Consider the following 24,911-nt stretch of genomic DNA (forward strand, 5'->3'; position numbering starts at 1 on the left):
CGCGCTGGATAAAAAGTAACAAATTGTCTCTTTCCGGGCTGACTTCCTGTCAGCCCTCTATACTTGCGCCATTCTTCTCCCCACCGTTATTACGCTTTTGGTTATTTTCACGCGACAGTAACGGTCATTCGCGTTGCAGCGTATAATGCGCGGCGTTCACGTTAACGGTATGCCTTTATTAAGGAGAAAAAGATGACGGCAATTGCCCCGGTAATCACCATTGATGGGCCAAGCGGCGCAGGTAAAGGTACGCTGTGCAAAGCGATGGCGGAAACATTGCAATGGCATCTGCTGGATTCAGGCGCAATTTATCGCGTGCTGGCATTGGCGGCATTACATCACCACGTTGATGTGACCTCGGAAGATGTCCTGGTTCCGCTGGCAGCCCACCTGGATGTCCGCTTTGTCTCTACCAATGGCAATCTGGAAGTGATCCTCGAAGGGGAAGACGTGAGCGGCGAGATCCGCACCCAGGAAGTGGCCAGCGCCGCCTCGCAAATCGCGGCGTTCCCACGTGTACGTGAAGCCTTGCTTCGTCGTCAGCGCGCCTTCCGCGATGCCCCGGGGCTTATCGCCGACGGCCGCGACATGGGCACGGTGGTTTTCCCCGACGCGCCGGTGAAGATTTTCCTCGACGCCTCCTCGGAAGAACGTGCGCATCGCCGCATGCTACAGTTGCAGGAGAATGGCTTTAGTGTTAACTTTGAACGCCTTTTGGCCGAGATAAAGGAACGCGACGATCGCGACCGTAACCGGCCTGTGGCGCCGTTAGTGCCGGCTGCTGATGCATTAGTTCTGGATTCGACCAGTTTAAGCATTGAGCAAGTGATTGAAAAAGCGCTACAATACGCCCGCGAAAAGCTGGCGCTCGCTTAATTAGCGACCAAATTCCGAAGTACCTGCTGCAATGGAGTGTGAGCAGGCATGTGAAACAACCCCATCCGGCATGAAGCCAGATGGACGTTAAATTGAAGAATCCTGAAGATTATCAATATGACAGAATCTTTTGCTCAACTATTTGAAGAATCCTTAAAAACAATCGAAACCCGTCCGGGTTCCATCGTTCGTGGTGTTGTTGTTGCTATCGATAAAGATATCGTACTGGTTGATGCCGGTCTGAAATCTGAGTCCGCCATCCCGGCTGAGCAGTTCAAGAACGCCCAGGGCGAACTGGAAATTCAGGTTGGTGACGAAGTTGACGTTGCGCTGGACGCAGTCGAAGACGGCTTCGGTGAAACTCTGCTGTCCCGTGAGAAAGCTAAACGTCATGAAGCTTGGATCACGCTGGAAAAAGCATACGAAGACGCTGAAACTGTTGTTGGTGTTATCAACGGCAAAGTTAAAGGTGGCTTCACTGTTGAGCTGAACGGTATTCGTGCGTTCCTGCCGGGTTCCCTGGTAGACGTGCGTCCGGTTCGCGATACTCTGCACCTCGAAGGCAAAGAGCTCGAGTTCAAAGTTATCAAGCTTGATCAGAAACGCAACAACGTGGTTGTTTCCCGTCGTGCGGTTATCGAGTCTGAGAACAGCGCTGAGCGCGATCAGCTGCTTGAAAACCTGCAAGAAGGCATGGAAGTTAAAGGTATCGTTAAGAACCTCACTGACTACGGTGCATTCGTTGATCTGGGTGGCGTTGACGGCCTGCTGCACATCACAGACATGGCATGGAAACGCGTTAAGCATCCGAGCGAAATCGTAAACGTTGGCGACGAAATCACTGTTAAAGTGCTGAAGTTCGACCGCGAGCGTACTCGTGTATCTCTGGGCCTGAAACAGCTGGGCGAAGATCCGTGGGTAGCTATCGCTAAGCGTTATCCGGAAGGTACCAAACTGACTGGTCGCGTGACCAACCTGACCGACTACGGCTGCTTCGTTGAAATCGAAGAAGGCGTTGAAGGCCTGGTTCACGTTTCCGAAATGGATTGGACCAACAAAAACATCCACCCGTCCAAAGTTGTTAACGTTGGCGATGTAGTGGAAGTTATGGTTCTGGATATCGACGAAGAACGTCGTCGTATCTCCCTGGGTCTGAAGCAGTGCAAATCTAACCCATGGCAGCTGTTTGCTGAGACGCACAACAAAGGCGACCGTGTTGAAGGTAAAATCAAGTCTATCACTGACTTCGGTATCTTCATCGGCCTGGACGGCGGCATCGACGGCCTGGTTCACCTGTCTGACATCTCCTGGAACGTTACAGGCGAAGAAGCAGTTCGTGAATACAAAAAAGGCGACGAAATCGCAGCCGTTGTTCTGCAGGTTGACGCAGAGCGTGAGCGTATCTCCCTGGGCGTTAAACAGCTCGCAGAAGATCCGTTCAACAACTACGTTGCTCTGAACAAGAAAGGCGCAATCGTAAACGGTAAAGTGACTGCAGTTGACGCTAAAGGCGCAACCGTAGAACTGGCTGACGGCGTTGAAGGTTACCTGCGCGCTTCTGAAGCGTCCCGTGACCGCGTTGAAGATGCAACTCTGGTTCTGAACGTAGGCGACGACGTTGAAGCTAAATTCACCGGTGTTGACCGTAAAAACCGCGTAGTTAGCCTGTCTGTTCGTGCGAAAGACGAAGCTGACGAGAAAGATGCAATCGCTACTGTTAACAACAAACAGGAAGAAAGCAACTTCTCCAACGCGATGGCTGAAGCGTTCAAAGCAGCTAAAGGCGAGTAATCAGGTACTCACTATCTTTTGTGCTAACGCATGAAGGATGACGAGTAGCTTGACAGATTGCAGGATTCGTCCTGTAATCAATAACAAAGGGCGGCTACGGCCGCCCTTGTTTAATAAGCTGTTAGCTAATTTTCCTTACTAAGGAAACCGGAGGAATCATGACCAAGTCAGAATTGATCGAAAGACTTGCCACCCAGCAATCGCATATCCCGGCAAAGGCTGTTGAAGATGCGGTGAAAGAGATGCTGGAGCATATGGCCTCGACTCTTGCACAGGGCGAGCGCATTGAGATCCGCGGTTTCGGCAGTTTCTCTCTGCACTATCGTGCACCCCGCACCGGACGTAACCCCAAGACAGGCGACAAAGTGGATCTGGAAGGCAAATATGTCCCACACTTTAAGCCGGGTAAAGAATTACGTGACCGCGCCAACATTTATGAAAATTAAGTTTTACTGCTGATAAGCGAAAACTTAATGACCTGAAAAAAGCACCCAATGAGGTGCTTTTTTCATGGCTGGTACATCTCTCCGCAACCCGCGCCGCATTTTTAAAGCGCCGTTGCTGCAAACCGATAAAATCTTCCCGGCCTTCGCCGTAAATCCGCAAACGCCTGCCCGACATCTCACGCTGGTTTATGCACACTACCTGCAACAAGGAGGTGGGGATGCATTTGCCAGGAATTGCCCTGTGTCTGCTGACCGCGATAACGCCACTGCTGTGGTTGCCAAAACTGCCGGATCTTAACAGCATCTTCATTATGATCTTTATCGGTTGTTTGGCAGGCGTTTGCCGCGATCGCCGCTCAGGTTATATCGGGCTATGGCTGCTGTTTATGGCGTGGGGGATGCTTGCCGCTAAAGAAGCCCTCTGGCCGACAGAGCACCTGCCCGGACGCGTCCGGCAGGCGGAAGTGCGTCTTACCGGTACCGATAACGTCACTACGCACCGCGGCGTGATAGAAAGGCTGAACGGGAAAGCTCTGTATCCTGCGCCGGGGATCATGCTTTATGGCGAATACCTGCCGCAGCCTGCCTGTGCCGGACAATTATGGAAGATGACCCTCAGGGTGCGCCCGGTTCACGGTCAGCTTAACGACGGGGGATTTGATACTCAGCGCTACGCCCTGGCCACACACAAGCCCGTGACCGGCCGCTTCACCCGGGCGAACGTGCTTGATGCCCGCTGTAGCCTGCGGGCGCAGTATCTGGCTTCCCTTGACGCAACGCTTGAAAAAGCACGCTGGCGAGCGGTGCTGCTGGCATTAGGAATGGGGGAGCGAAGAGCACTGGATGCCCCGGTGAAAGCGATTATGCGTCAGACCGGCACTGCACATCTGATGGCCATATCCGGACTGCATATTGCTCTTGCGGCCACGCTCGGCTGGCTGTTAGCTCGCGGAATACAGTTCTTACTGCCGGGCCGCTGGATCGACTGGCGCGCGCCCTTATTAACAGGACTGCTATGCGCGACAGGTTATGCCTGGCTGACCGGGCTGCAACCGCCCGCCCTGCGCACAGTCGTGTCGCTTGCGGTGCTGGCGGCGCTGCGGCTTTCAGGACGGCAATGGTCGGCGTGGCACGTCTGGCTCTGCTGTCTCGCGGCGATCCTGTTTATCGATCCGCTTGCGGTATTGTCAGAAAGCCTGTGGCTGTCGGCGTTCGCGGTAGCGGCGTTAATCTTCTGGTATCAGTGGCTACCGCTGCCCGCGTTTCGCGGCGGACGATTACTGCGCAGCATGATAAGCCTGATCCACCTGCAAACTGGCATGATGCTATTACTGCTGCCGTTACAGGTGGCGCTGTTTCACGGCATCAGCCTGACATCCCTGGTGGCTAATTTGCTGGCGGTGCCGCTTGTCACCTTCGTATGTGTGCCGCTGATCCTGGCAGGGATGTTGCTGCATCTGACGGCATTTAACGGACTGGAAGCCTGGATCTGGACGCGAGCCGATGACACGCTGACGGCGCTGTTCGGCTTTCTGAATGCTTTACCCGATGGCTGGTACAGCATCGACAGGCGCTGGCAATGGCTGGCATTTGCGCCCTGGCTGATGATAGTTATCTGGCGTCTGCGTATCTGGAAAACGTCGCCCTTTGTCTGTGCCGCAGCGGTGCTGCTGATGGCGCAGCCGTTATGGAAAAGCACGCCCAAAGACCGCTGGTCTGTCTATATGCTGGATGTCGGGCAGGGGCTGGCGATGGTGGTTGCCCGGCAGGGCAAGGCCATTCTCTATGATACCGGGCTGGCATGGCCGGGCGGCGACAGTGCACAGCAATTGATTGTACCCTGGCTGCGCTGGCATCACCTGCAGCCGGAAGGCATCATCCTCAGTCATGACCATCTCGATCACCGGGGCGGGCTGGAAACCCTGCGTCAGACGTGGCCAGCGGCCTGGATCCGCAGTCCGCTGGACGAGGCCGGGCATTTGCCGTGCTTTCGCGGCCAGCGCTGGCAGTGGCAGGGGCTGACGTTCAGCGTTCACTGGCCGTTGCCGGGTACTGCCCTTCAGGGAAACAACCGCTCCTGCGTGGTAAAAGTGGACGACGGTAAAAACAGCATTTTGCTTACCGGCGACATTGAAGCTTCCGCAGAGCAATCTATGCTTAGCCATTACTGGCAGCATTTACGGGCAACTGTCGTTCAGGTGCCGCATCATGGCAGCAGCACATCGTCGTCGCTGCCCTTGCTGCAACGGGCAGGAGGCCAGGCGGCACTGGCCTCAGCGTCACGCTTTAACGCCTGGCGATTGCCATCAGAAAAGATTGTTCGCCGTTATCAGCAGCAGGGATATAAGTGGTTCGATACCCCTCACCAGGGGCAAATCAGCCTCCATTTTTCCGCAGAAGGATGGGAAATCTTAGGCTTACGGGATCAACTTTTCCCGCGTTGGTATCATCAGTGGTTTGGCGTCCCAGGATATAACAGGTAGAATATGCGGCTATTTCAACAAGTGCTGGTTTTTTGAATGCATAACGACAAAGATCTCTCCACGTGGCAAACATTCCGCCGTCTCTGGCCAATGATTGCACCTTTCAAAACGGGTCTGCTCGTGGCGGGTGTAGCGTTAATCCTCAACGCAGCCAGCGATACCTTCATGCTATCGCTCCTCAAACCTTTACTGGACGAAGGCTTTGGTAAAACAGACCGATCGGTGCTGCTGTGGATGCCGCTGGTGGTCATTGGACTGATGATCCTGCGCGGACTCACCAGTTATGTGTCGAGTTACTGTATCTCCTGGGTGTCGGGCAAAGTGGTGATGACCATGCGTCGTCGCCTGTTTGGTCATATGATGGGGATGCCGGTTGCTTTCTTCGACAAGCAATCTACAGGGACGCTGCTTTCCCGTATCACTTACGACTCCGAGCAGGTGGCTTCCTCCTCTTCCGGTGCGCTGATCACCGTCGTACGCGAAGGGGCCTCGATTATCGGGCTGTTTGTACTGATGTTCTACTACAGCTGGCAGCTCTCCCTCATTCTTATTGTCCTGGCACCCATTGTGTCCATCGCTATTCGCGTGGTGTCGAAGCGTTTTCGCAGCATCAGTAAGAATATGCAGAACACCATGGGGCAGGTGACCACCAGCGCCGAGCAGATGCTGAAGGGCCACAAAGAAGTGCTGATTTTCGGTGGTCAGGGCGTCGAAGCCAAACGCTTCGATAAGGTCAGCAACAAGATGCGTTTGCAGGGCATGAAAATGGTCTCCGCATCGTCGATTTCCGATCCTATTATTCAGCTGATCGCCTCGCTGGCGCTGGCATTTGTACTCTATGCCGCCAGCTTCCCGAGCGTAATGGAAACCCTCACGGCCGGTACCATCACCGTGGTGTTCTCCTCCATGATCGCCCTGATGCGTCCGCTGAAATCGCTCACCAACGTCAACGCCCAGTTCCAGCGCGGTATGGCGGCCTGTCAGACGCTGTTCTCTATTCTCGACAGCGAGCAGGAAAAAGACGAAGGCACCCGCCAGCTTGAGCGCGCGAAAGGCGACATCGAATTCCGTAACGTCACCTTTACCTATCCGGGCCGCGATACGCCTGCGCTGCGTAATATCAACCTGACCATTCCGGCGGGTAAAACCGTGGCGCTGGTCGGGCGCTCCGGGTCGGGTAAATCGACCATGGCAAGCCTGCTGACCCGTTTTTACGACATCGACGAAGGGGAAATTCTGCTCGACGGACACGATCTGCGCGAATACACCCTGGCGTCGCTGCGTAATCAGGTGGCGCTGGTTTCGCAGAATGTCCATCTCTTCAATGATACCGTGGCTAACAACATTGCCTATGCCCGCACTGAAGAGTACAGCCGCGAGCAGGTAGAGAATGCCGCCCGCATGGCCTATGCGCTGGACTTTATCAATAAGATGGATAACGGTCTCGATACCATCATTGGTGAAAACGGCGTCCTGCTTTCCGGCGGTCAGCGTCAGCGTATCGCCATTGCCCGCGCGCTGCTGCGTGACAGCCCGATCCTCATCCTTGATGAAGCCACGTCGGCGCTGGACACTGAATCAGAACGCGCTATTCAGGCGGCGCTTGATGAACTGCAAAAAAATCGCACTTCCATGGTCATCGCGCATCGCCTGTCGACCATCGAACAGGCCGATGAAATTGTGGTGGTGGAAGACGGACGTATCGTCGAACGCGGTAGCCATGCCGATTTGATTGCCCGTCAGGGCGTGTACGCTCAGCTGCATAAGATGCAGTTCGGCGAATGATAGCCCGCATCTGGTCAGGGGAGTCGCCGCTTTGGCGACTGCTGCTGCCGCTCTCCTGGCTGTATGGTCTGGTGAGCGGCGCGATCCGCCTGAGCTACCGTATCGGACTGAATAAATCCTGGCGTGCGCCCGTGCCGGTGGTGGTGGTGGGGAATCTCACCGCGGGCGGCAACGGCAAAACGCCGGTGGTGATCTGGCTGGTGGAGCAACTGCAAGAGCGTGGCGTGCGCGTGGGCGTCGTCTCGCGCGGTTACGGCGGCAAGGCTGCCCGCTACCCGCTGCTGCTCACKCCGCAAACGGCGACCGATGAAGCCGGTGATGAGCCGGTGTTGATTTTCCAGCGCACCGGCGCGCCTGTGGCGGTGTCGCCCGTGCGATCCGACGCGGTGCAGGCGATCCTTGCCCGCTACCCGGTGCAAATCATCGTCACTGACGACGGTTTGCAGCACTACCGTCTCGCCAGAGATAAAGAAATTGTGGTGATCGACGGCGTACGTCGCTTCGGCAATGGCTGGTGGCTGCCCGCAGGCCCGATGCGCGAGCGGGCTTCCAGACTGCAAAGCGTGGATGCGGTGATCGTCAACGGCGGCGAAGCGCGGCAGGGTGAGATCCCGATGCGTCTGCACCCTGGTCTGGCGATTAACCTGAAAAGCGGCGAGCGTCGGGACGTGCGCGAACTGGCGCATGTCGTTGCGATGGCGGGCATTGGTCATCCGCCGCGCTTCTTTGCCACTCTGGCCGACTGCGGCGTGCAGCCTGAAAAAGCTATTGCGCTTGCCGATCACCAGGCGCTGGATCATGCTCAGGTCAGCGCATTTACCGGATCCGGTCAGACGCTGGTCATGACCGAAAAAGACGCGGTGAAGTGCCGTGCGTTTGCTGAAGATCACTGGTGGTATCTGCCGGTGGATGCACAGCTTACGGGAGACAAACCCGAACAACTTCTCCGGGAACTGCTCACGCTGGCGCAGCAGGGTAACCATCCGGCCTGAGGCGCTGCTCATCACAGGGATCCCTATGTCCGTTGCGCATCTTTCGCTGTCCGCCGCCCGCTGTCTGCATCTTGCCGCACAAGGGCTGCTGAAAAAACCGCGTCGCCGTGCCCGTCCCGCCGATATTCTCGCCGCGATCCGCCGCATGTCCCTGCTGCAAATCGACACCATTAATATCGTGGCGCGCAGCCCTTATCTGGTGCTGTTCAGCCGTCTCGGCGCTTATCCACAGCACTGGCTTGATGACGCCTTACGCGCCGGTGATCTCATGGAATACTGGGCCCATGAAGCCTGTTTCCTGCCGCGCAGCGATTTTGCGCTGGTGCGCCATCGCATGCTGAACCCGCAAAATATGGGCTGGAAATACCGTGCCGCCTGGATGGAGGAGCATGCGCCAGAGATCGAACAGCTTTTGCTGCAAATCCATGAAAACGGCCCGGTACGCTCGGCGGACTTTGCCCATCCGCGCACCGGTACCAGCGGCTGGTGGGACTGGAAACCGCATAAAAAGCATCTGGAGGGGCTGTACACTGCCGGCAAGGTGATGGTGGTTGAACGGCGAAACTTCCAGCGCGTTTACGATCTCACCAGCCGCGTGATGCCGGAGTGGGACGACGAACGCGATTTGCTCAGCCAGACGCAGGCCGAAGCCATTATGCTGGAAAACAGCGCCCGCAGCCTTGGGCTGTTTCATCCTCAATGGCTGGCGGACTACTACCGTCTGCGTCAGCCTGCGCTGCCAGCCTTACTCGCTCGCTGGCAGGAAGAACAAAAAATTATTTCGGTCACCGTTGAAGAGCTTGGCCCGGCATGGGTGCACGCCTCGCTGGCGGAAGAGCTGGCGCTGGCCACGGCGGGCAAACTGACCGCCACCCGCAGCGCCGTGCTGTCGCCCTTTGATCCTGTGGTCTGGGATCGCAAGCGCGCCGAACAGCTATTTAACTTCAGCTATCGTCTGGAATGTTATACCCCAGCGCCCAAACGGCAGTATGGCTACTTTGTACTGCCACTGCTGCACGTGGGCCAGCTGGTCGGGCGTATGGATGCCAAAATGCACCGTAAAACGGGCGTGCTGGAAATCATTGCGCTCTATCTGGAGGCGGATATCACGCCTGGCCGTACGCTGGAAAAGGGACTTCTTCGGGCCATTACCGAATTTGCCGCCTGGCAGGGGGCGACCCGCGTGAGCATAACGCGCTGTCCGCCGGAATTATTCCCTGCCTGTCCCACAGGCTGGGAAATTGACCCGGCCTGAAAAATGTATATGGTAAACTTTTGCGAAACCTTATCCGTTCCATCTGGAGGAACCATGGATCACCGTCTGCTTGAAATCATCGCCTGCCCGGTTTGCACCGGCAAACTCTATTACAGCCAGGAGAAACAGGAGCTGGTCTGCAAAATCGACAATCTGGCGTTCCCGGTGCGTGAAGGCATTCCGGTGCTGCTGGAAAACGAAGCCCGCGCCCTCACTGCTGAAGAGAACCGTCCATGAGTTTTGTCGTCATTATTCCGGCGCGCTATGCCTCAACCCGTCTGCCGGGCAAACCGCTGGTGGACATCAACGGCAAGCCGATGGTGGTGCACGTGCTGGAGCGTGCCCGTGAATCTGGCGCGGAACGCATTATTGTCGCCACGGATCATGAAGAGGTGGCCCGTGCGGTGGAAGCGGTGGGTGGCGAAGTGTGCATGACCCGCGTCGATCATCAGTCCGGCACCGAACGTCTGGCGGAAGTGGTGGAAAAATGCGGTCTTAGCGACGACACCATCATCGTCAATATTCAGGGCGATGAGCCGATGATCCCCCCGGCAATTGTGCGTCAGGTGGCGGAAAATCTGGCGCAGCGCGAAGTGGGTATGGCGACCCTGGCGGTGCCGATCCACAGCGCAGAAGAAGCCTTCAATCCGAACGCGGTAAAAGTGGTAACCGATGCGCAGGGCTATGCGCTCTATTTCTCCCGCGCCACCATTCCCTGGGATCGCGATCGTTTTGCGCAAAGCCGTGACGCTATCGGCGATACCTTCCTGCGCCATATCGGGATTTATGGCTATCGCGCCGGCTTTATCCGCCGCTATGTCACCTGGCAGCCAAGCCAGCTTGAGCAGATCGAAATGCTGGAGCAGCTGCGTGTGCTCTGGTACGGCGAGAAAATCCACGTGGCCGTCGCACAGACGGTGCCAGGTACGGGTGTGGACACGCCGGAAGATCTGGAGCGTGTTCGCGTCGAAATGGCCCGCAGCTAATCCCTCCGTACTTTGTCCAGAGATAAGCTAAAACACGGTACAGCCTTATCTTTGGACTATCTCCTGCTCTTTTGATCTCATGCGGGTGACAAGATCGTGACAGACGCTCATTATGAAAACAGTAGTTTTCATAGGGGTAAACGGATATGGAACGATTGCGCGCTGAATTGAGTCACCTGCTGGGCGAAAGGCTAAGCCGCCTGGAATGCGTAAGCGAAAAAGCGGATACCGCACTGTGGTCACTGTACGACAGCAACGGTAATCCGCTGCCATTACTGGCAAGAAGCTTTACCACGCCCGGGGTTGCCCGCCAGTTGGCGTGGAAAATGTCGATGCTGGCGCGCAGCGGCACGGTACGTTTACCGGTGGTGTACGGCGTCATGACCCATGAAGAGCACCCCGGCCCCGACGTCTTACTGATTGAGCGGCTGCGCGGAGTATCGGTAGAAGCCCCGGCCCGTTCGCCGGAGCGCTGGCAACAGCTCAAAGATCAGATTGTCGAAGGCCTGCTGAGCTGGCACAGACACGACAGCCACGGCTGCGTGGGCGTGGTGGACAGCACCCAGGAAAACATCTGGCCGTCCTGGTATCGCCAGCGCGTCGAAGTGCTGTGGACCACCCTCGGTCAGTTCAAAAATACCGGCCTTTCCATGCAGAACAAACGCATTTTGTTTCGCACGCGTGAATGTCTGCCCGCGCTCTTTGACGGCTTTAATGACAACTGTGTGCTGGTGCACGGCAATTTCACGCTGCGCAGTATGCTGAAAGATGCGCGCAGCGATCAGCTGCTGGCGGCGGTTACGCCCGGCCCGATGCTCTGGGCGCCCAGGGAGTATGAACTCTTCCGGTTGTGCGAAAGCGACTACGCCGAAAGTTTGCTGTGGCATTACCTCCAGCGCGCGCCCGTCGCGGAGTCCTTTATCTGGCGGCGCTGGTTGTATACGCTGTGGGATGAAGTGGCCCGGCTGGTCAATACCGGGCAGTTTAACCGCAGCCGCTTTGAGCTGGCCTCCAAATCACTCCTTCCCTGGCTCGCCGGAAGTGCCTTTTAACCACTGCCAGATGCGTCCCAGGGTTTCATATCCCACCCGGTCGCTGTGCATCAGCCAGACCGGGGAGGGAATAATACGTTCCCAGGTGTTAAGCGGCGAGGCGATTGCCAGCTGATTCGCCGGTGCAGGCAATGGATGTAACCCGGCTTGCTGGAAAAATATCATCGCCCGCGGCAGATGGGACGCCGACGTCACCAGCAGGAAAGGCGCATCGCCAATCGCCGCTTTTACCGCCGCCGCTTCTTCTTCCGTATCTTTCGGCGTCCCCAGCGTAATAATCTCGCTGCGCGGAATGCCAAGGGTTTCCGCCACCCGCGCGCCCGCTTCAGCGGTGGTTACCGGATTGCCTGGCGCCGCCGCGCCGGTGAAGATCATCTTCGCGCCGGGGTTCATGCGCCACAAACGCACCGCTTCATTAAGGCGCGGCAGACTGTTGTTGATTAAATTCGAGCTGGGCGCCCAGTCAGGGTTCCAGGTATAACCGCCCCCCAGCACCACGATATAACTCACCTGCTGCGTACCGCGCCAGGTGGGGTATTTATCTTCGATCGGTTTTAACAGGCCATCGGCGACGGGTTGCAGGCTCAGCAGTAACAACACCAGCCAGCTGACGCTGACGAGGGTTTTGCCCGTGCGCTGGTAACGGGAAAACCACAGCAGAGCGATCCCGAGCGCCATCAGCAAAAGCAGCAGCGGCAGGGGGAGAATAAAACCGCCTATATATTTTTTGAGCGTAAAAAACACCGCATCCGTCTCCTTTTTAACCATACAGCAGGTGAATTCCGGCGATATTACACCAGATAGGTTCCTTCTGGGCGCGGCTGTGACAAAATAGCGGTTTTGCCAGGATCGCACAGCCATGAAGGATCGCAATTTCGACGACATCGCGGAAAAGTTCTCCCGCAACATCTATGGCACGACCAAGGGCCAGTTGCGTCAGGCGATCTTATGGCAGGATCTTGACGGTCTGCTGGCGACCTTTGGCACGCAGCCGCTGCGCATTCTCGATGCTGGCGGCGGTGAAGGACAAACGGCAATTAAAATGGCGCAGCGCGGTCATCACGTGACGCTGTGCGATGTGTCGGCTGAGATGATCGTCCGCGCAAAAGCGGCCGCCGACGCGCAGGGTGTGAGCGGCAACATGCATTTTGTACAATGCGCGGTGCAGGACATCAGCCAGCATTTGGAAAGCCCGGTTGATCTGATATTGTTTCACGCTGTGCTGGAATGGGTGGCGGAACCGGTCGCCGCGCTCCAGACCTTATGGTCGGTATTGCGCGAAGGCGGGGCGTTGTCCCTGATGTTCTTTAACGTCCATGGCCTGCTGATGCACAACATGGTGGTCGGGAATTTTGATTACGTACAGCTCGGGATGCCGAAGAAGAAAAAGCGCACGTTGTCGCCCGATTATCCGCGCGATCCCGCCGAGGTGTATCGCTGGCTGGAACAGATTGGCTGGCAGATCACCGGCAAAACGGGCGTGCGGGTGTTCCATGATTATCTGCGTGTAAAACAGATGCAACGCGACTGTTTTCCAGCGCTAGTCGAATTAGAAACACGCTATTGCCGTCAGGAGCCTTATATCAATCTTGGCCGCTATATACACGTGACCGCGCTAAAGCCGCAGGTGCAAGGATAAACGATGAGTGAATTTTCTCAGACAGTCCCCGAACTGGTCGCCTGGGCGAGGAAAAATGATTTTTCCATTTCGCTGCCGGTGGACAGGCTTTCATTTCTGCTGGCCGTCGCCACGCTGAATGGCGAACGCCTCGACGGAGAGATGAGCGAAGGGGAACTGGTAGACGCGTTCCGCCACGTCAGTGATGCGTTTGAGCAAACCAGCGAAACCATCAATGTGCGCGCGAACAACGCCATCAACGACATGGTGCGTCAACGTCTGCTGAACCGCTTTACCAGCGAACAGGCCGAAGGCAATGCCATCTATCGCCTGACGCCGCTGGGCATGGGCATTACCGATTACTATATTCGCCAGCGCGAATTCTCGACGCTGCGCCTTTCCATGCAGCTGTCCATCGTGGCGGCAGAGCTGAAACGGGCCGCCGATGCCGCCGATGCAGGCGGGGACGAGTTCCACTGGCACCGTAACGTTTTCGCGCCGCTGAAATACTCGGTGGCGGAGATTTTCGACAGCATCGATCTGACCCAGCGCGTGATGGACGAGCAGCAGCAACTGGTGAAAGACGACATCGCCCAGCTGCTGAACAAAGACTGGCGCGCGGCCATCTCCAGCTGTGAACTTCTGCTGTCAGAAACCTCAGGTACACTGCGCGAACTGCAGGATACGCTGGAGGCGGCGGGGGATAAGCTGCAGGCCAATCTATTGCAGATCCAGGATGCCACCGTCGGACGCAACGATCTGGAGTTTGTTGACCGTCTGGTCTTCGATCTGCAAAGCAAGCTCGACCGCATCATCAGCTGGGGCCAGCAGGCTATTGACCTGTGGATCGGCTATGACCGCCACGTGCACAAATTTATCCGTACCGCTATCGACATGGATAAAAACCGCGTCTTCGCCCAGCGTCTGCGCCAGTCGGTACAAACCTATTTCGATGCCCCCTGGGCACTGACCTACGCCAGCGCAGACCGACTGCTGGATATGCGCGACGAAGAGATGACGCTGCGCGATGAAGAGGTCACCGGCGAACTGCCGCCGGATCTGGAGTTTGAAGAATTTAATGAAATCCGCGAGCAGCTCGCCGCGATGATCGAAGCACAGCTGGCGGTGTACAAAACCAGACAAGTGCCGCTCGATCTCGGCCTCGTGGTGCGCGAGTATCTGTCGCAATACCCGCGCGCGCGTCACTTCGACGTGGCGCGGATTGTGGTTGATCAGGCGGTGCGCCTCGGCGTAGCGCAGGGCGATTTCACCGGACTGCCACCCGAATGGCAGCCGATTAACGATTACGGAGCCAGGGTACAGGCGCATGTCATTGACAAATATTGAACAAGTGATGCCAGTGAAACTGGCGCAGGCGTTGGCGAATCCGTTGTTTCCGGCGCTGGACAGCGCACTGCGCGCCGGTCGTCACATCGGCCTGGATGAGCTGGATAATCACGCCTTTTTGATGGATTTCCAGGAGTATCTGGAAGAGTTTTACGCTCGTTATAACGTGGAGCTGATCCGCGCGCCGGAAGGTTTCTTCTATCTGCGCCCGCGCTCCACCACGCTTATTCCCCGCTCGGTGCTGTCAGAGCTGGATATGATGGTTGGCAAAATTCTCTGCTACCTCTATCTCAGCCCGGAGCGTCTGGCGAACGAAGGCATTTTCAGCCAGCAGGAGCTTTATGATGAGCTGCTGTCGCTGGCGGATGAAATGAAGCTCTTAAAACTGGTGAACAACCGTTCCACCGGCTCTGACCTTGACCGCCAGAAACTGCAGGAAAAAGTGCGCTCCTCGTTAAACCGCCTGCGCCGTCTCGGCATGATCTGGTTTATGGGCAACGACAACAGCAAATTCCGCATTAACGAATCAGTGTTCCGCTTCGGCGCGGACGTGCGCAGCGGCGACGATCCGCGTGAAGCGCAGCGTCGCTTAATTCGTGATGGCGAAGCCATGCAGATTGAAAATAACCTGCAGCTCAATGACGAGCAGGAAGAAACTCTGCCGGACGGTGGGGAGGAAGAATAATGATCGACCGCGGAAAATTTCGCTCACTCACGCTGATTAACTGGAACGGCTTTTTTGCCCGCACCTTTGATCTGGATGAACTGGTCACCACGCTGTCAGGCGGTAACGGTGCCGGTAAGTCCACCACCATGGCGGCGTTCGTCACGGCGCTGATCCCGGATCTGACGCTGCTGCACTTCCGTAACACCACCGAAGCGGGGGCCACCAGCGGTTCGCGCGATAAAGGTCTGCACGGCAAACTGAAAGCGGGCGTCTGTTATTCGGTACTCGACGTCATCAACTCGCGTCACCAGCGCGTGGTGGTGGGCGTGCGCCTGCAACAGGTCGCCGGACGCGATCGCAAAGTGGACATCAAACCCTTTGCTATTCAGGGACTGCCTGCCGATATTCTGCCGACGCAGCTGCTGACCGAAACGCTGAACGAGCGCCAGGCGCGCGTGCTGTCGCTGGCCGAGCTGAAAGACAAGCTCGACACCCTGGAAGGGGTGCAGTTCAAGCAGTTTAACTCTATTACCGACTATCACTCGCTGATGTTCGACCTGGGCATTGTCGCCCGTCGTCTGCGCTCGGCCTCCGACCGTAGCAAATTCTACCGTCTGATCGAGGCCTCGCTGTACGGCGGGATCTCCAGCGCCATTACCCGCTCGCTGCGCGACTACCTGCTGCCGGAAAACGGCGGCGTGCGTAAAGCGTTCCAGGATATGGAAGCCGCGCTGCGTGAAAACCGCATGACGCTGGAAGCGATCCGCGTCACCCAGTCGGACAGGGATCTGTTTAAACACCTGATCTCGGAAGCCACCAACTATGTGGCGTCGGACTATATGCGCCACGCCAACGAGCGCCGCGTGCATCTCGACCAGGCGCTGGCCTATCGTCGGGAACTCTTTACTTCCCGCCAGCAGCTGTCGGCGGAGCAGTACAAGCACGTGGATATGGCGCGCGAACTGCAGGAGCACACCGGTGCCGAGGGCGATCTGGAAGCCGAATATCAGGCCGCCAGCGATCACCTGAACCTGGTGCAAACTGCGCTGCGTCAGCAGGAAAAGATCGAACGCTACGAAGCGGATCTTGAAGAACTGCAAATCCGCCTCGAAGAACAGAACGAAGTGGTGGCGGAAGCCGCCGATCAGCAGGAAGAAAACGAAGCCCGCGCCGAGGCCGCCGAGCTGGAAGTGGATGAACTGAAAAGCCAGCTGGCGAACTATCAGCAGGCGCTGGACGTGCAGCAAACGCGCGCCATTCAGTACAACCAGGCGCTACAGGCCCTGCAGCGCGCCCGCGAGCTTTGCCATCTGCCGGATCTGACCGCCGAAAGCGCCGACGAATGGCTGGAAACTTTCCAGGCCAAAGAGCAGGAAGCCACCGAAAAACTGTTGTCCCTCGATCAGAAAATGAGCGTCGCGCAAACCGCGCACAGCCAGTTTGAACAGGCTTACCAGCTGGTGGCGGCGATCAACGGCCCGCTGTCCCGTAACGAGGCCTGGAGCGTGGCGCGCGAATTACTGCGCGACGGCGTGAACCAGCGCCATCTGGCAGAGCAGGTGCAGCCGCTGCGCATGCGTCTGAACGAGCTGGAACAGCGTCTGCGCGAACAGCAGGACGCCGAGCGTCTGCTGGCGGAATTCTGCAAACGCCACGGCAAAAATATCGATGCCGACGGCCTCGAAGCCCTGCATCAGCAGCTGGAAGCGCAAATCGCCTCGCTGTCTGAAACGGTGGCGAATGCCGGTGAACAGCGTATGGCGCTGCGTCAGGAGCTGGAACAGCTTCAGTCGCGTATTCAGGTACTGATGAAGCGCGCCCCAATCTGGCTGGCGGCGCAGAACAGCCTGGCGCAACTGTGTGAGCAGACGGGCGAGGAGTTCGAAAGCAGCCAGGAAGTCACGGAATACCTGCAACAGCTGCTGGAGCGCGAGCGCGAAGCCATCGTTGAGCGCGATGAAATCGGCGCGCGCAAACAGGCGGTTGACGACGAAATCGAGCGCTTAAGTCAGCCGGGCGGCTCCGAAGATCCGCGTCTTAACGCGCTGGCGGAGCGTTTCGGCGGCGTTCTGCTGTCAGAAATCTATGACGATGTCAGCCTTGAAGACGCGCCCTATTATTCGGCGCTTTACGGCCCGTCGCGCCACGCGATCGTGGTGCCGGATCTGTCACTGATCACCGAACAGTTAGAGGGGCTGGACGATTGTCCGGAAGATCTCTATCTGATCGAAGGGGATCCGCAGTCCTTTGACGACAGCGTGTTCGGCGTGGATGAACTGGAAAAAGCGGTGATTGTGAAAGTCGCCGACCGCCAGTGGCGTTACTCCCGCTTCCCGTCGCTGCCGCTGTTTGGCCGCGCGGCGCGTGAAAACCGCATCGAAAGCCTGCATGCCGAGCGTGAAACCCTGTCTGAACGTTTCGCGACCCTGTCCTTTGACGTACAGAAAACTCAGCGTCTGCATCAGGCGTTCAGCCGCTTTATCGGCGGCCATATCAGCGTTGCGTTCGAAAACGATCCCGAAGCCGAGATCCGCCAGCTGACCAGTCGCCGCGGCGAACTGGAACGCGCCATCAGCGCACATGAAAATGACAACCAGCAAAGCCGCATGCAGTTTGAGCAGGCGAAAGAGGGCGTTGCCGCCCTGAACCGCCTGCTGCCGCGCATCAGTCTGCTGGAAGATGACACCCTTGCCGACCGCGTGGACGAGATCCGCGAACGCCTCGACGAGGCAGAAGAAGCGGCGCGCTTTATTCAGCAGTTCGGCAATCAGCTGGCGAAGCTGGAGCCAATGGTATCGGTGCTGCAAAGCGATCCGGAACAGTACGAACAGCTGAAAGAAGATTACGCGTACTCCCAGCAGGTACAGCGCGATGCGCGTCAGCAGGCGTTTGCGCTGATCGAAGTGGTACAGCGCCGCGCGCACTTCAGCTACAGCGATTCAGCGCAGATGCTCGATGGCAACAGCGATCTGAACGAGAAGCTGCGTAAACGTCTGGAGCAGGCCGAAGCCGAACGTACCCGCGCCCGTGAAGCGATGCGCAGCCACGCCGCGCAGCTGAGCCAGTACAGTCAGGTGCAGGCATCGCTGAAAAGCTCTTACGACACCAAAAAAGAGCTGCTCAACGATCTGCTTAAAGAGTTGCAGGATATCGGCGTGCGCGCCGACAGCGGTGCCGAGGAGCGCGCGCGCATTCGTCGCGACGAACTGCATGCCCGTCTCTCCGGCAACCGCTCACGCCGCAACCAGCTGGAAAAAGCCCTGACCCTGTGTCAGGCGGAAATGGATACCCTGACGCGCAGCCTTAAACGCCTTGAGCGCGATTATCATGAAATGCGCGAGCAGGTCGTGATGTCGAAGGCGGGCTGGTGCGCGGTCATGCGCATGGTGAAAGACAATGGCGTTGAACGCCGTCTGCACCGCCGCGAGCTGGCGTATCTCAGCGCCGATGAACTGCGTTCCATGTCGGATAAAGCGCTGGGCGCGCTGCGTCTGGCGGTGGCCGACAACGAACACCTGCGCGACGTGCTGCGCCTGTCGGAAGATCCCAAACGTCCGGAGCGTAAAATTCAGTTCTTCGTGGCGGTGTATCAGCATCTGCGCGAGCGTATCCGTCAGGATATTATCCGCACCGATGATCCGGTCGAGGCCATCGAACAGATGGAAATCGAACTGAGCCGTCTGACGGAAGAGCTGACCTCCCGCGAGCAGAAGCTGGCTATCAGCTCCCGCAGCGCGGCGAATATCATCCGCAAAACCATTCAGCGCGAGCAGAACCGTATTCGTCAGCTGAACCAGGGCCTGCAAAGCGTCTCCTTCGGCCAGGTAAACAGCGTGCGGCTTAATGTCAACGTGCGGGAAACCCACGCCACGCTGCTGGACGTCCTCTCGGAGCAGCATGAGCAGCATCAGGATCTGTTCAACAGCAATCGCCTGACTTTCTCGGAAGCGCTGGCGAAGCTGTATCAGCGCCTGAATCCGCAGATCGACATGGGCCAGCGCACGCCGCAGACCATCGGTGAAGAGTTGCTGGACTACCGCAACTATCTGGAGATGGAAGTGGAAGTGAACCGTGGCTCCGACGGCTGGCTGCGTGCGGAATCCGGGGCGCTCTCCACCGGGGAGGCGATCGGTACCGGTATGTCCATTCTGGTGATGGTGGTACAAAGCTGGGAAGACGAAGCCCGCCGCCTGCGCGGAAAAGATATCTCGCCATGCCGTCTGCTGTTCCTTGATGAAGCGGCCCGTCTGGATGCCCGTTCCATTGCCACGCTGTTTGAACTTTGTGAACGCCTGGAGATGCAGCTGATCATCGCGGCGCCGGAAAATATCAGTCCGGAAAAAGGCACCACCTACAAACTGGTGCGTAAGGTCTTCAACAACCAGGAGCACGTACACGTGGTGGGGCTGCGCGGCTTTGCGCCGCAGTTGCCGGAGCCCTTACCCGGAACGGCGGATGCCAGCGCATCCTGATTTTTCAAAACAGAGGGTGGCTTTTGCCACCCTTTTCTTTTCTGAACGCCAGGTTTTCTTTAAACTTCTTTACATTAGGCCGGGCAAATGTATTTTTAGCTTTATATACTCAATATAAGCGTGACGCGTTAACCTCGTCGCAACAATTTATAAAAACAGGGGGCAAGGGATGTTGCTGAATAAAATGAAGGGTCGTCGGATGTCCGCACTGGGTTTGTGCCTGGCATTCGCATTTGCTCCGCTGTTTAACGCCATGGCCGATGAGCCGGAGGCGATCCCCACCGACAGCTCGGCAACTACCGGCCAACAGCCAACGGCGCTGTTACAGCCGCTGGAACAGTCACGCGCCACGGCGGTGATGGCAGGCCTGGTGACGCTGCCGGACGACGCGGTCGCCAGTACGCGTAGCGCGCTTGAGGCGGCATTACCGGCGGGCTATAAACCGGTCTATATGAATCAGTTGGCGGCGCTGTACGCGGCGCGCGAGCAGAAGCCGATGTGGGAGAATCGCGAGGCGGTGAAAGCCTTCCAGCAGCAGCTGGCGGAAGTGGCGATCGCCGGTTTCCAGCCGCAGTTTACCGCCTGGGTGGAATTACTCACCGATCCGGGCGTGAGCGGAATGGCCCGCGACCTGGTGCTGTCTGACGCGATGATGGGCTATCTGCAGTTTATTGCCGCCATCCCGGTTAAGGGCAACAGCTGGTTGTACAGCGCTAAACCCTATGCGATGGCAACGCCGCCGCTGTCTGTCATTAACCAGTGGCAGCTGGCGCTGGATAAAGGCGAACTGCCCTCATTCATTGCGCAGCTTGCGCCGCAACACGAACAGTATGCCGCCATGCACAGCGCGTTGCTGGCGCTGGTGGCGGATTCACAGCCCTGGCCGCAACTCACCTCCGCGGGCAAGTTGAACCCTGGTCAGTGGAGCAATGACGTGCCGGCGCTGCGGGAAATTCTCAGCCGCTCCGGTATGCTGGATGATGGTCCGAAAATTGCGCTGCCGGGCGACAGCAGCGACAGCGGGGCGGTGGTCAGTCCGTCGGCGGCAAACGTGGACGAAAACGCAGCCCAGCCGACGCCGGTACCGGATAAGAAAAAGAAGCGGGTGGCTGCGGTACGCAGTGCCTACAGTAAAGATCTGGTGGAAGGGGTGAAGCGCTTCCAGGCTTCTCAGGGGCTTGGAGCAGACGGCGTGATAGGGCCATCAACCCGCGACGCGCTGAATATCTCCCCTGCGCAGCGGGCGGGTGTGCTGGCGCTTAATATCCAGCGACTGCGGCTGCTGCCGGAGAAGCTCTCCACCGGCATTATGGTGAATATTCCGGCCTATTCGCTGGTATACTATCAGCAGGGCAACCAGGTGCTGTCGTCGCGGGTCATTGTGGGCCGTCCGGATCGTAAAACGCCGATGATGAGCAGCGCACTGAATAACGTGGTGGTTAACCCGCCGTGGAACGTGCCGCCGACGCTGGCGCGTAATGATATTCTGCCGAAGGTGTGGAACGATCCGGGGTATCTGGAGCGCCACAATTATGTCGTGCTGCGCGGCTGGAACAGTAAAGAGACCATCGATCCATGGCAGGTAGACTGGGGCACGATCACGCCGTCCAATCTGCCATTCCGTTTCCAGCAGGCGCCGGGCGCGCACAACTCGCTGGGCCGCTATAAATTCAATATGCCCAGCTCAGACGCCATCTATCTGCACGACACGCCGAACCATAACCTGTTCCAGAAAAACGCCCGTGCGCTGAGCTCCGGGTGCGTCAGGGTCAATAAGGCCTCAGAGCTGGCTAACATGCTGTTGCAGGATGCGGGCTGGAACGATACGCGCATCTCCGATGCCCTGCGCCAGGGCGACACGCGCTATGTGAATATTCGTCAGAGCATTCCGGTGAACCTCTACTATCTCACCGCCTTTGTCGACGCTGATGGCCGTACGCAGTATCGTACAGATATTTACAATTATGATCTCACCGCGCGATCAAGCGCACAAATCCTGCCAAAAGCGGAACAATTAATCAGGTAAATGAAGCAGTTCAGAAAAATCTGGAGTCGTAATTTCCGGCACTTACGCGCAAACGGGCAGAAATGCCCGTTTATTCGGGCCATTGACCTGGCTTGACGCAGACTTTGTTGCCCGGTAAGGTGCCTCTCGTGCGCCAGAAGTGCATAAATTACGCAACTCTTGACCTGTAGACCTGATTATCATGGATAAATTTGACGCTAATCGCCGCAAATTGCTGGCGTTAGGTGGCGTTGCACTGAGTGCTGCCATCTTACCGACACCTGCATTTGCAACCCTTTCCACCCCACGCCCACGTATATTGACGCTGAATAACCTGCATACCGGCGAATCAATTAAGGCGGAGTTCTTTGATGGCCGGGGCTATATTCAGGATGAATTAGCAAAACTTAACCATTTTTTCCGCGATTATCGCGCGAATAAGGTGAAATCCATCGATCCAAAACTGTTCGATCAGCTTTATCGTTTGCAGGGACTGCTGGGCACCCGTAAACCGGTGCAGCTTATTTCGGGTTATCGCTCGCTGGATACCAATAATGAGCTGCGTGCTCACAGCAGCGGTGTGGCGAAGAAAAGCTATCACACCAAAGGACAGGCGATGGATTTCCATGTTGAAGGCATTGCATTAAGCAATATTCGCAAAGCGGCGTTATCTCTGCGCGCAGGTGGTGTAGGATATTACCCCAGCAGCAACTTTGTGCATATTGATACCGGGCCGGTCCGGCACTGGTAATCTAAGCCTTCAATAAACAGGAGCAGTATGAACTATCGTATTATTCCGGTTACCGCTTTTGCCCAGAACTGTTCTTTGATCTGGTGCGAAGAAACACGGCAGGCAGCCGTGGTTGATCCCGGTGGCGACGCAGATAAAATCAAACAGGTTGTGGACGCCAGCGGCATGACGCTGACGCAGATTTTATTGACCCACGGTCATCTTGATCATGTCGGTGCCGCCGCAGAACTGGCGCAACATTATGCTGTGCCGGTGATCGGCCCGGAAAAAGAAGATGAGTTCTGGCTGACGGGCCTGCCCGCCCAGAGCCGGATGTTTGGCCTGGAAGAGTGTCAGCCTCTGACGCCGGATCGCTGGCTGAATGAAGGGGAAAGCGTCAGCCTGGGCAATATCACGCTTCAGGTACTGCACTGCCCTGGACATACGCCGGGACACATCGTGTTCTTTGATGAACGCGCCCGTCTGTTAATTTCCGGCGATGTGATTTTTAAAGGCGGCGTGGGGCGCAGTGATTTCCCGCGCGGCGACCATGCGACGCTTATCGATTCGATCAAGCGTAAGCTGTTGCCGTTAGGTGACGACGTGACCTTCCTGCCGGGGCATGGCCCGCTGTCGACGCTCGGCGAAGAGCGCCTGCACAATCCTTTCTTACAGGATGAAATGCCGGTCTGGTAATAAAAAAAGGTCGCCGTGGCGACCTTTTTTAATGCTCAGAAACTTACAGCACGGCGACGATGGCTTCGCACAGCGGCGCCATATTGTCCGGCGTCATACCCGCCACGTTGACACGGCCTGATGCCACTGCATACACGCCGAATTCCTCACGCAGACGCAGCACCTGCTCTTTGGTCAGGCCGCTGAAGGAGAACATGCCGTTCTGTTTGATGATGAAGCTGAAGTCTCCCTGCGCGCCTTTCTCCTGTAAGGTATTCACAAACAGCAGACGCATACGCTGGATACGCTGACGCATATCCGTCAGCTCCTGCTCCCAGATGGCGCGCAGCGCGTCATTGCTGAGAATAGTCGCCACCACCGAGGCACCGTGTGCCGGTGGGTTAGAGTAGTTGGCGCGGATCACCGACTTCATCTGGCTGAACGCACGATCCACGGTTTCTGCATCCGCACACACCAGCGTACAGGCACCCACGCGCTCATTGTACAGGCCGAAGTTTTTGGAGTAGGAGCTGGCAACGATCAGTTCCTGATGCAGTGCTGCAAAGGCGCGCAGACCTTCAGCATCTTCTTCCAGCCCACGGGCGAAGCCCTGATAAGCGAAGTCGAACAGCGGCAGCCAGCCTTTTTGCGCGGACAGCTCAGCCAGCTGTTGCCACTGATCCAGCGTCGGATCGATACCCGTTGGGTTATGGCAGCAGCCATGGAACAGCACCACGTCACCGGCCTGGGCTTCGTTCAGGCTGGCCAGCAGGCCGTCGAAGTCCAGGGTGTGGTTGGCAGCGTCATAGTACGCATATTCACGCACTTCCAGACCGGCGGAGTTAAACACGCTCTTATGGTTCGGCCAGCTTGGGTTGCTTACCCAGACGCGTTTTACGTCCGTATTTTTCGCCAGAAAATCCGCCGCCACGCGAAGCGCGCCTGTACCGCCGGGGGTTTGTGCCGTGCGGGCGCGTTTGTCGTTGATGAGGGCATTGCCTTTGCCAAACAGCAGCTCCTGCGTGCAACGGCCAAACTCCGGAATACCGTCAATGCCGAGGTAATTTTTAGTCGTTTCATTTTCCAGCAGATACTGCTCAGCTTTTTTCACGCTGGTCAGCACCGGGGTCTTGCCGGTTTCATCTTTATAGACGCCGATGCCCAGATTAATTTTAGTGGGGCGAGTATCGGCACGAAACAGATCGGCCAGGCCCAGGATTGGGTCGGCAGGGGCAGCGGTGATTTTCTCAAACATGACGAGGTTCCATTGTGGTGTCAAAAAGGGAAAGCCGCTATCAGGTTAACGGCTGATGGAGCAAATGCCAACCGTTTGCGACAAAAAGAAAAAGGAAGTGCGGGGTGAAGGGAATAACAGGATTTTAAGCATAAAAAAACAGGGCCGGAGCCCTGTTTAATAAGCATATAACGAGGTGTGTTACGACTTAGAACTGGTAAGTTACACCAACAACAGCCTGGTCAGCGGTACCAACGAAGCCGGTATCAGCATCTTCGTCGTCCAGCAGGTTGATACGGTAGTCGCCGTATACGTTGAAGTTCTTGTTGAAGTAGTAAGTTGCGCCAACGGTCACGTATTGTGCCAGATCGCGGTCGCCGATGCCCGGCAGGTCTTTACCTTTGGACTGCACGTAAGATACGGACGGACGCAGGCCGAAGTCGAACTGGTACTGTGCAATCATCTCGATGTTCTGAGTTTTGTTAGCAACAGTGTAG

The 24,911-nt window shown here is 57.0% G+C and carries 20 protein-coding genes; 17 read left to right on the plus strand and 3 right to left on the minus strand.

What is annotated here, in order from left to right; translation table 11 throughout:
• Positions 1 to 192 precede the first annotated feature (192 nt).
• The 10 genes from cmk to QRD42_RS12320 all read left to right on the plus strand — a co-directional run bounded on the left by cmk (position 193) and on the right by QRD42_RS12320 (position 11,666).
• The gene (gene cmk / locus QRD42_RS12275; protein ID WP_072568029.1) at positions 193 to 876 is read left to right on the plus strand and encodes a (d)CMP kinase; all 684 of its coding nucleotides are present in this window, start codon (positions 193 to 195) and stop codon (positions 874 to 876) included.
• Positions 877 to 993: 117 nt separating this feature from the next.
• The gene (gene rpsA / locus QRD42_RS12280) at positions 994 to 2,667 is read left to right on the plus strand and encodes a 30S ribosomal protein S1 (RefSeq protein ID WP_072568030.1); all 1,674 of its coding nucleotides are present in this window, start codon (positions 994 to 996) and stop codon (positions 2,665 to 2,667) included.
• Between the two features lie 158 nt (positions 2,668 to 2,825).
• The gene (ihfB, locus tag QRD42_RS12285) at positions 2,826 to 3,113 is read left to right on the plus strand and encodes an integration host factor subunit beta (protein ID WP_072568031.1); all 288 of its coding nucleotides are present in this window, start codon (positions 2,826 to 2,828) and stop codon (positions 3,111 to 3,113) included.
• A gap of 218 nt (positions 3,114 to 3,331) precedes the next feature.
• The gene (locus QRD42_RS12290; RefSeq protein ID WP_072568032.1) at positions 3,332 to 5,596 is read left to right on the plus strand and encodes a ComEC family protein; all 2,265 of its coding nucleotides are present in this window, start codon (positions 3,332 to 3,334) and stop codon (positions 5,594 to 5,596) included.
• 36 nt (positions 5,597 to 5,632) lie between these two features.
• Positions 5,633 to 7,381, plus strand: a complete 1,749-nt coding sequence (gene msbA / locus QRD42_RS12295) for a lipid A ABC transporter ATP-binding protein/permease MsbA (RefSeq protein ID WP_072568033.1) — start codon at positions 5,633 to 5,635, stop codon at positions 7,379 to 7,381.
• Positions 7,378 to 8,373 carry a tetraacyldisaccharide 4'-kinase gene (gene lpxK / locus QRD42_RS12300; RefSeq protein ID WP_321987239.1) on the plus strand — a complete coding sequence of 332 codons (996 nt, stop codon included), beginning with the start codon at positions 7,378 to 7,380 and terminating at the stop codon, positions 8,371 to 8,373. The genes msbA and lpxK overlap by 4 nt, the downstream gene beginning before the upstream one ends.
• A 25-nt stretch (positions 8,374 to 8,398) precedes the next feature.
• Positions 8,399 to 9,628 (plus strand): winged helix-turn-helix domain-containing protein, encoded by a 1,230-nt coding sequence (locus QRD42_RS12305; RefSeq protein WP_321987240.1) that lies wholly within the window; start codon positions 8,399 to 8,401, stop codon positions 9,626 to 9,628.
• Between the two features lie 54 nt (positions 9,629 to 9,682).
• Positions 9,683 to 9,865: a protein YcaR gene (gene ycaR / locus QRD42_RS12310; RefSeq protein ID WP_072568036.1), complete on the plus strand. Its 183-nt coding sequence runs from the start codon at positions 9,683 to 9,685 to the stop codon at positions 9,863 to 9,865.
• The gene (gene kdsB, locus QRD42_RS12315; protein ID WP_321987241.1) at positions 9,862 to 10,614 is read left to right on the plus strand and encodes a 3-deoxy-manno-octulosonate cytidylyltransferase; all 753 of its coding nucleotides are present in this window, start codon (positions 9,862 to 9,864) and stop codon (positions 10,612 to 10,614) included. The genes ycaR and kdsB overlap by 4 nt, the downstream gene beginning before the upstream one ends.
• Before the next feature lie 146 nt (positions 10,615 to 10,760).
• Complete coding sequence (locus QRD42_RS12320; RefSeq protein WP_072568038.1) at positions 10,761 to 11,666, plus strand: YcbJ family phosphotransferase; 906 nt, start codon at positions 10,761 to 10,763, stop codon at positions 11,664 to 11,666.
• On the opposite strand, the gene elyC is transcribed toward QRD42_RS12320, so the two are convergent.
• Entirely contained in the window at positions 11,631 to 12,410 is a 780-nt protein-coding gene (gene elyC / locus QRD42_RS12325; protein WP_321988758.1) for an envelope biogenesis factor ElyC, read from the minus strand. The genes QRD42_RS12320 and elyC overlap by 36 nt on opposite strands.
• Before the next feature lie 115 nt (positions 12,411 to 12,525).
• Here elyC and cmoM point away from each other — a divergent pair, with 115 nt between their 5' ends.
• The 7 genes from cmoM (at position 12,526) to QRD42_RS12360 (ending at position 23,201) form a co-directional block, all read left to right on the plus strand.
• Positions 12,526 to 13,305, plus strand: coding sequence for a tRNA uridine 5-oxyacetic acid(34) methyltransferase CmoM (gene cmoM, locus QRD42_RS12330; RefSeq protein ID WP_318376035.1), 780 nt, complete (start codon positions 12,526 to 12,528; stop codon positions 13,303 to 13,305).
• Positions 13,306 to 13,308: 3 nt separating this feature from the next.
• Entirely contained in the window at positions 13,309 to 14,631 is a 1,323-nt protein-coding gene (gene mukF / locus QRD42_RS12335) for a chromosome partition protein MukF (protein ID WP_072568040.1), read from the plus strand.
• Positions 14,612 to 15,316: a chromosome partition protein MukE gene (gene mukE, locus QRD42_RS12340; RefSeq protein ID WP_072568041.1), complete on the plus strand. Its 705-nt coding sequence runs from the start codon at positions 14,612 to 14,614 to the stop codon at positions 15,314 to 15,316. Before mukF ends, mukE begins: the two co-directional genes overlap by 20 nt.
• On the plus strand, positions 15,316 to 19,770 hold the full coding sequence (gene mukB / locus QRD42_RS12345) for a chromosome partition protein MukB (protein WP_321987242.1): 4,455 nt from the start codon (positions 15,316 to 15,318) through the stop codon (positions 19,768 to 19,770). Before mukE ends, mukB begins: the two co-directional genes overlap by 1 nt.
• Before the next feature lie 169 nt (positions 19,771 to 19,939).
• Positions 19,940 to 21,796, plus strand: a complete 1,857-nt coding sequence (gene ldtD, locus QRD42_RS12350) for a L,D-transpeptidase (RefSeq protein ID WP_321987243.1) — start codon at positions 19,940 to 19,942, stop codon at positions 21,794 to 21,796.
• A gap of 181 nt (positions 21,797 to 21,977) precedes the next feature.
• Positions 21,978 to 22,526, plus strand: coding sequence for a YcbK family protein (locus tag QRD42_RS12355; RefSeq protein ID WP_072568044.1), 549 nt, complete (start codon positions 21,978 to 21,980; stop codon positions 22,524 to 22,526).
• A gap of 27 nt (positions 22,527 to 22,553) precedes the next feature.
• Positions 22,554 to 23,201, plus strand: coding sequence for an MBL fold metallo-hydrolase (locus QRD42_RS12360; protein WP_318364422.1), 648 nt, complete (start codon positions 22,554 to 22,556; stop codon positions 23,199 to 23,201).
• A gap of 43 nt (positions 23,202 to 23,244) precedes the next feature.
• Here QRD42_RS12360 and aspC read toward each other — a convergent pair whose 3' ends face one another.
• The gene (aspC, locus tag QRD42_RS12365; RefSeq protein ID WP_321987244.1) at positions 23,245 to 24,435 is read right to left on the minus strand and encodes an aspartate transaminase; all 1,191 of its coding nucleotides are present in this window, start codon (positions 24,433 to 24,435) and stop codon (positions 23,245 to 23,247) included.
• A gap of 187 nt (positions 24,436 to 24,622) precedes the next feature.
• The coding region (locus QRD42_RS12370) for a porin (RefSeq protein WP_321987245.1) at positions 24,623 to 24,911 on the minus strand (289 nt) is incomplete at its 5' end.

Source organism: Enterobacter sp. PGRG2 (genome assembly GCF_030291195.1).
In the GTDB taxonomy this organism is placed as follows: Bacteria; Pseudomonadota; Gammaproteobacteria; order Enterobacterales; family Enterobacteriaceae; genus Enterobacter_D.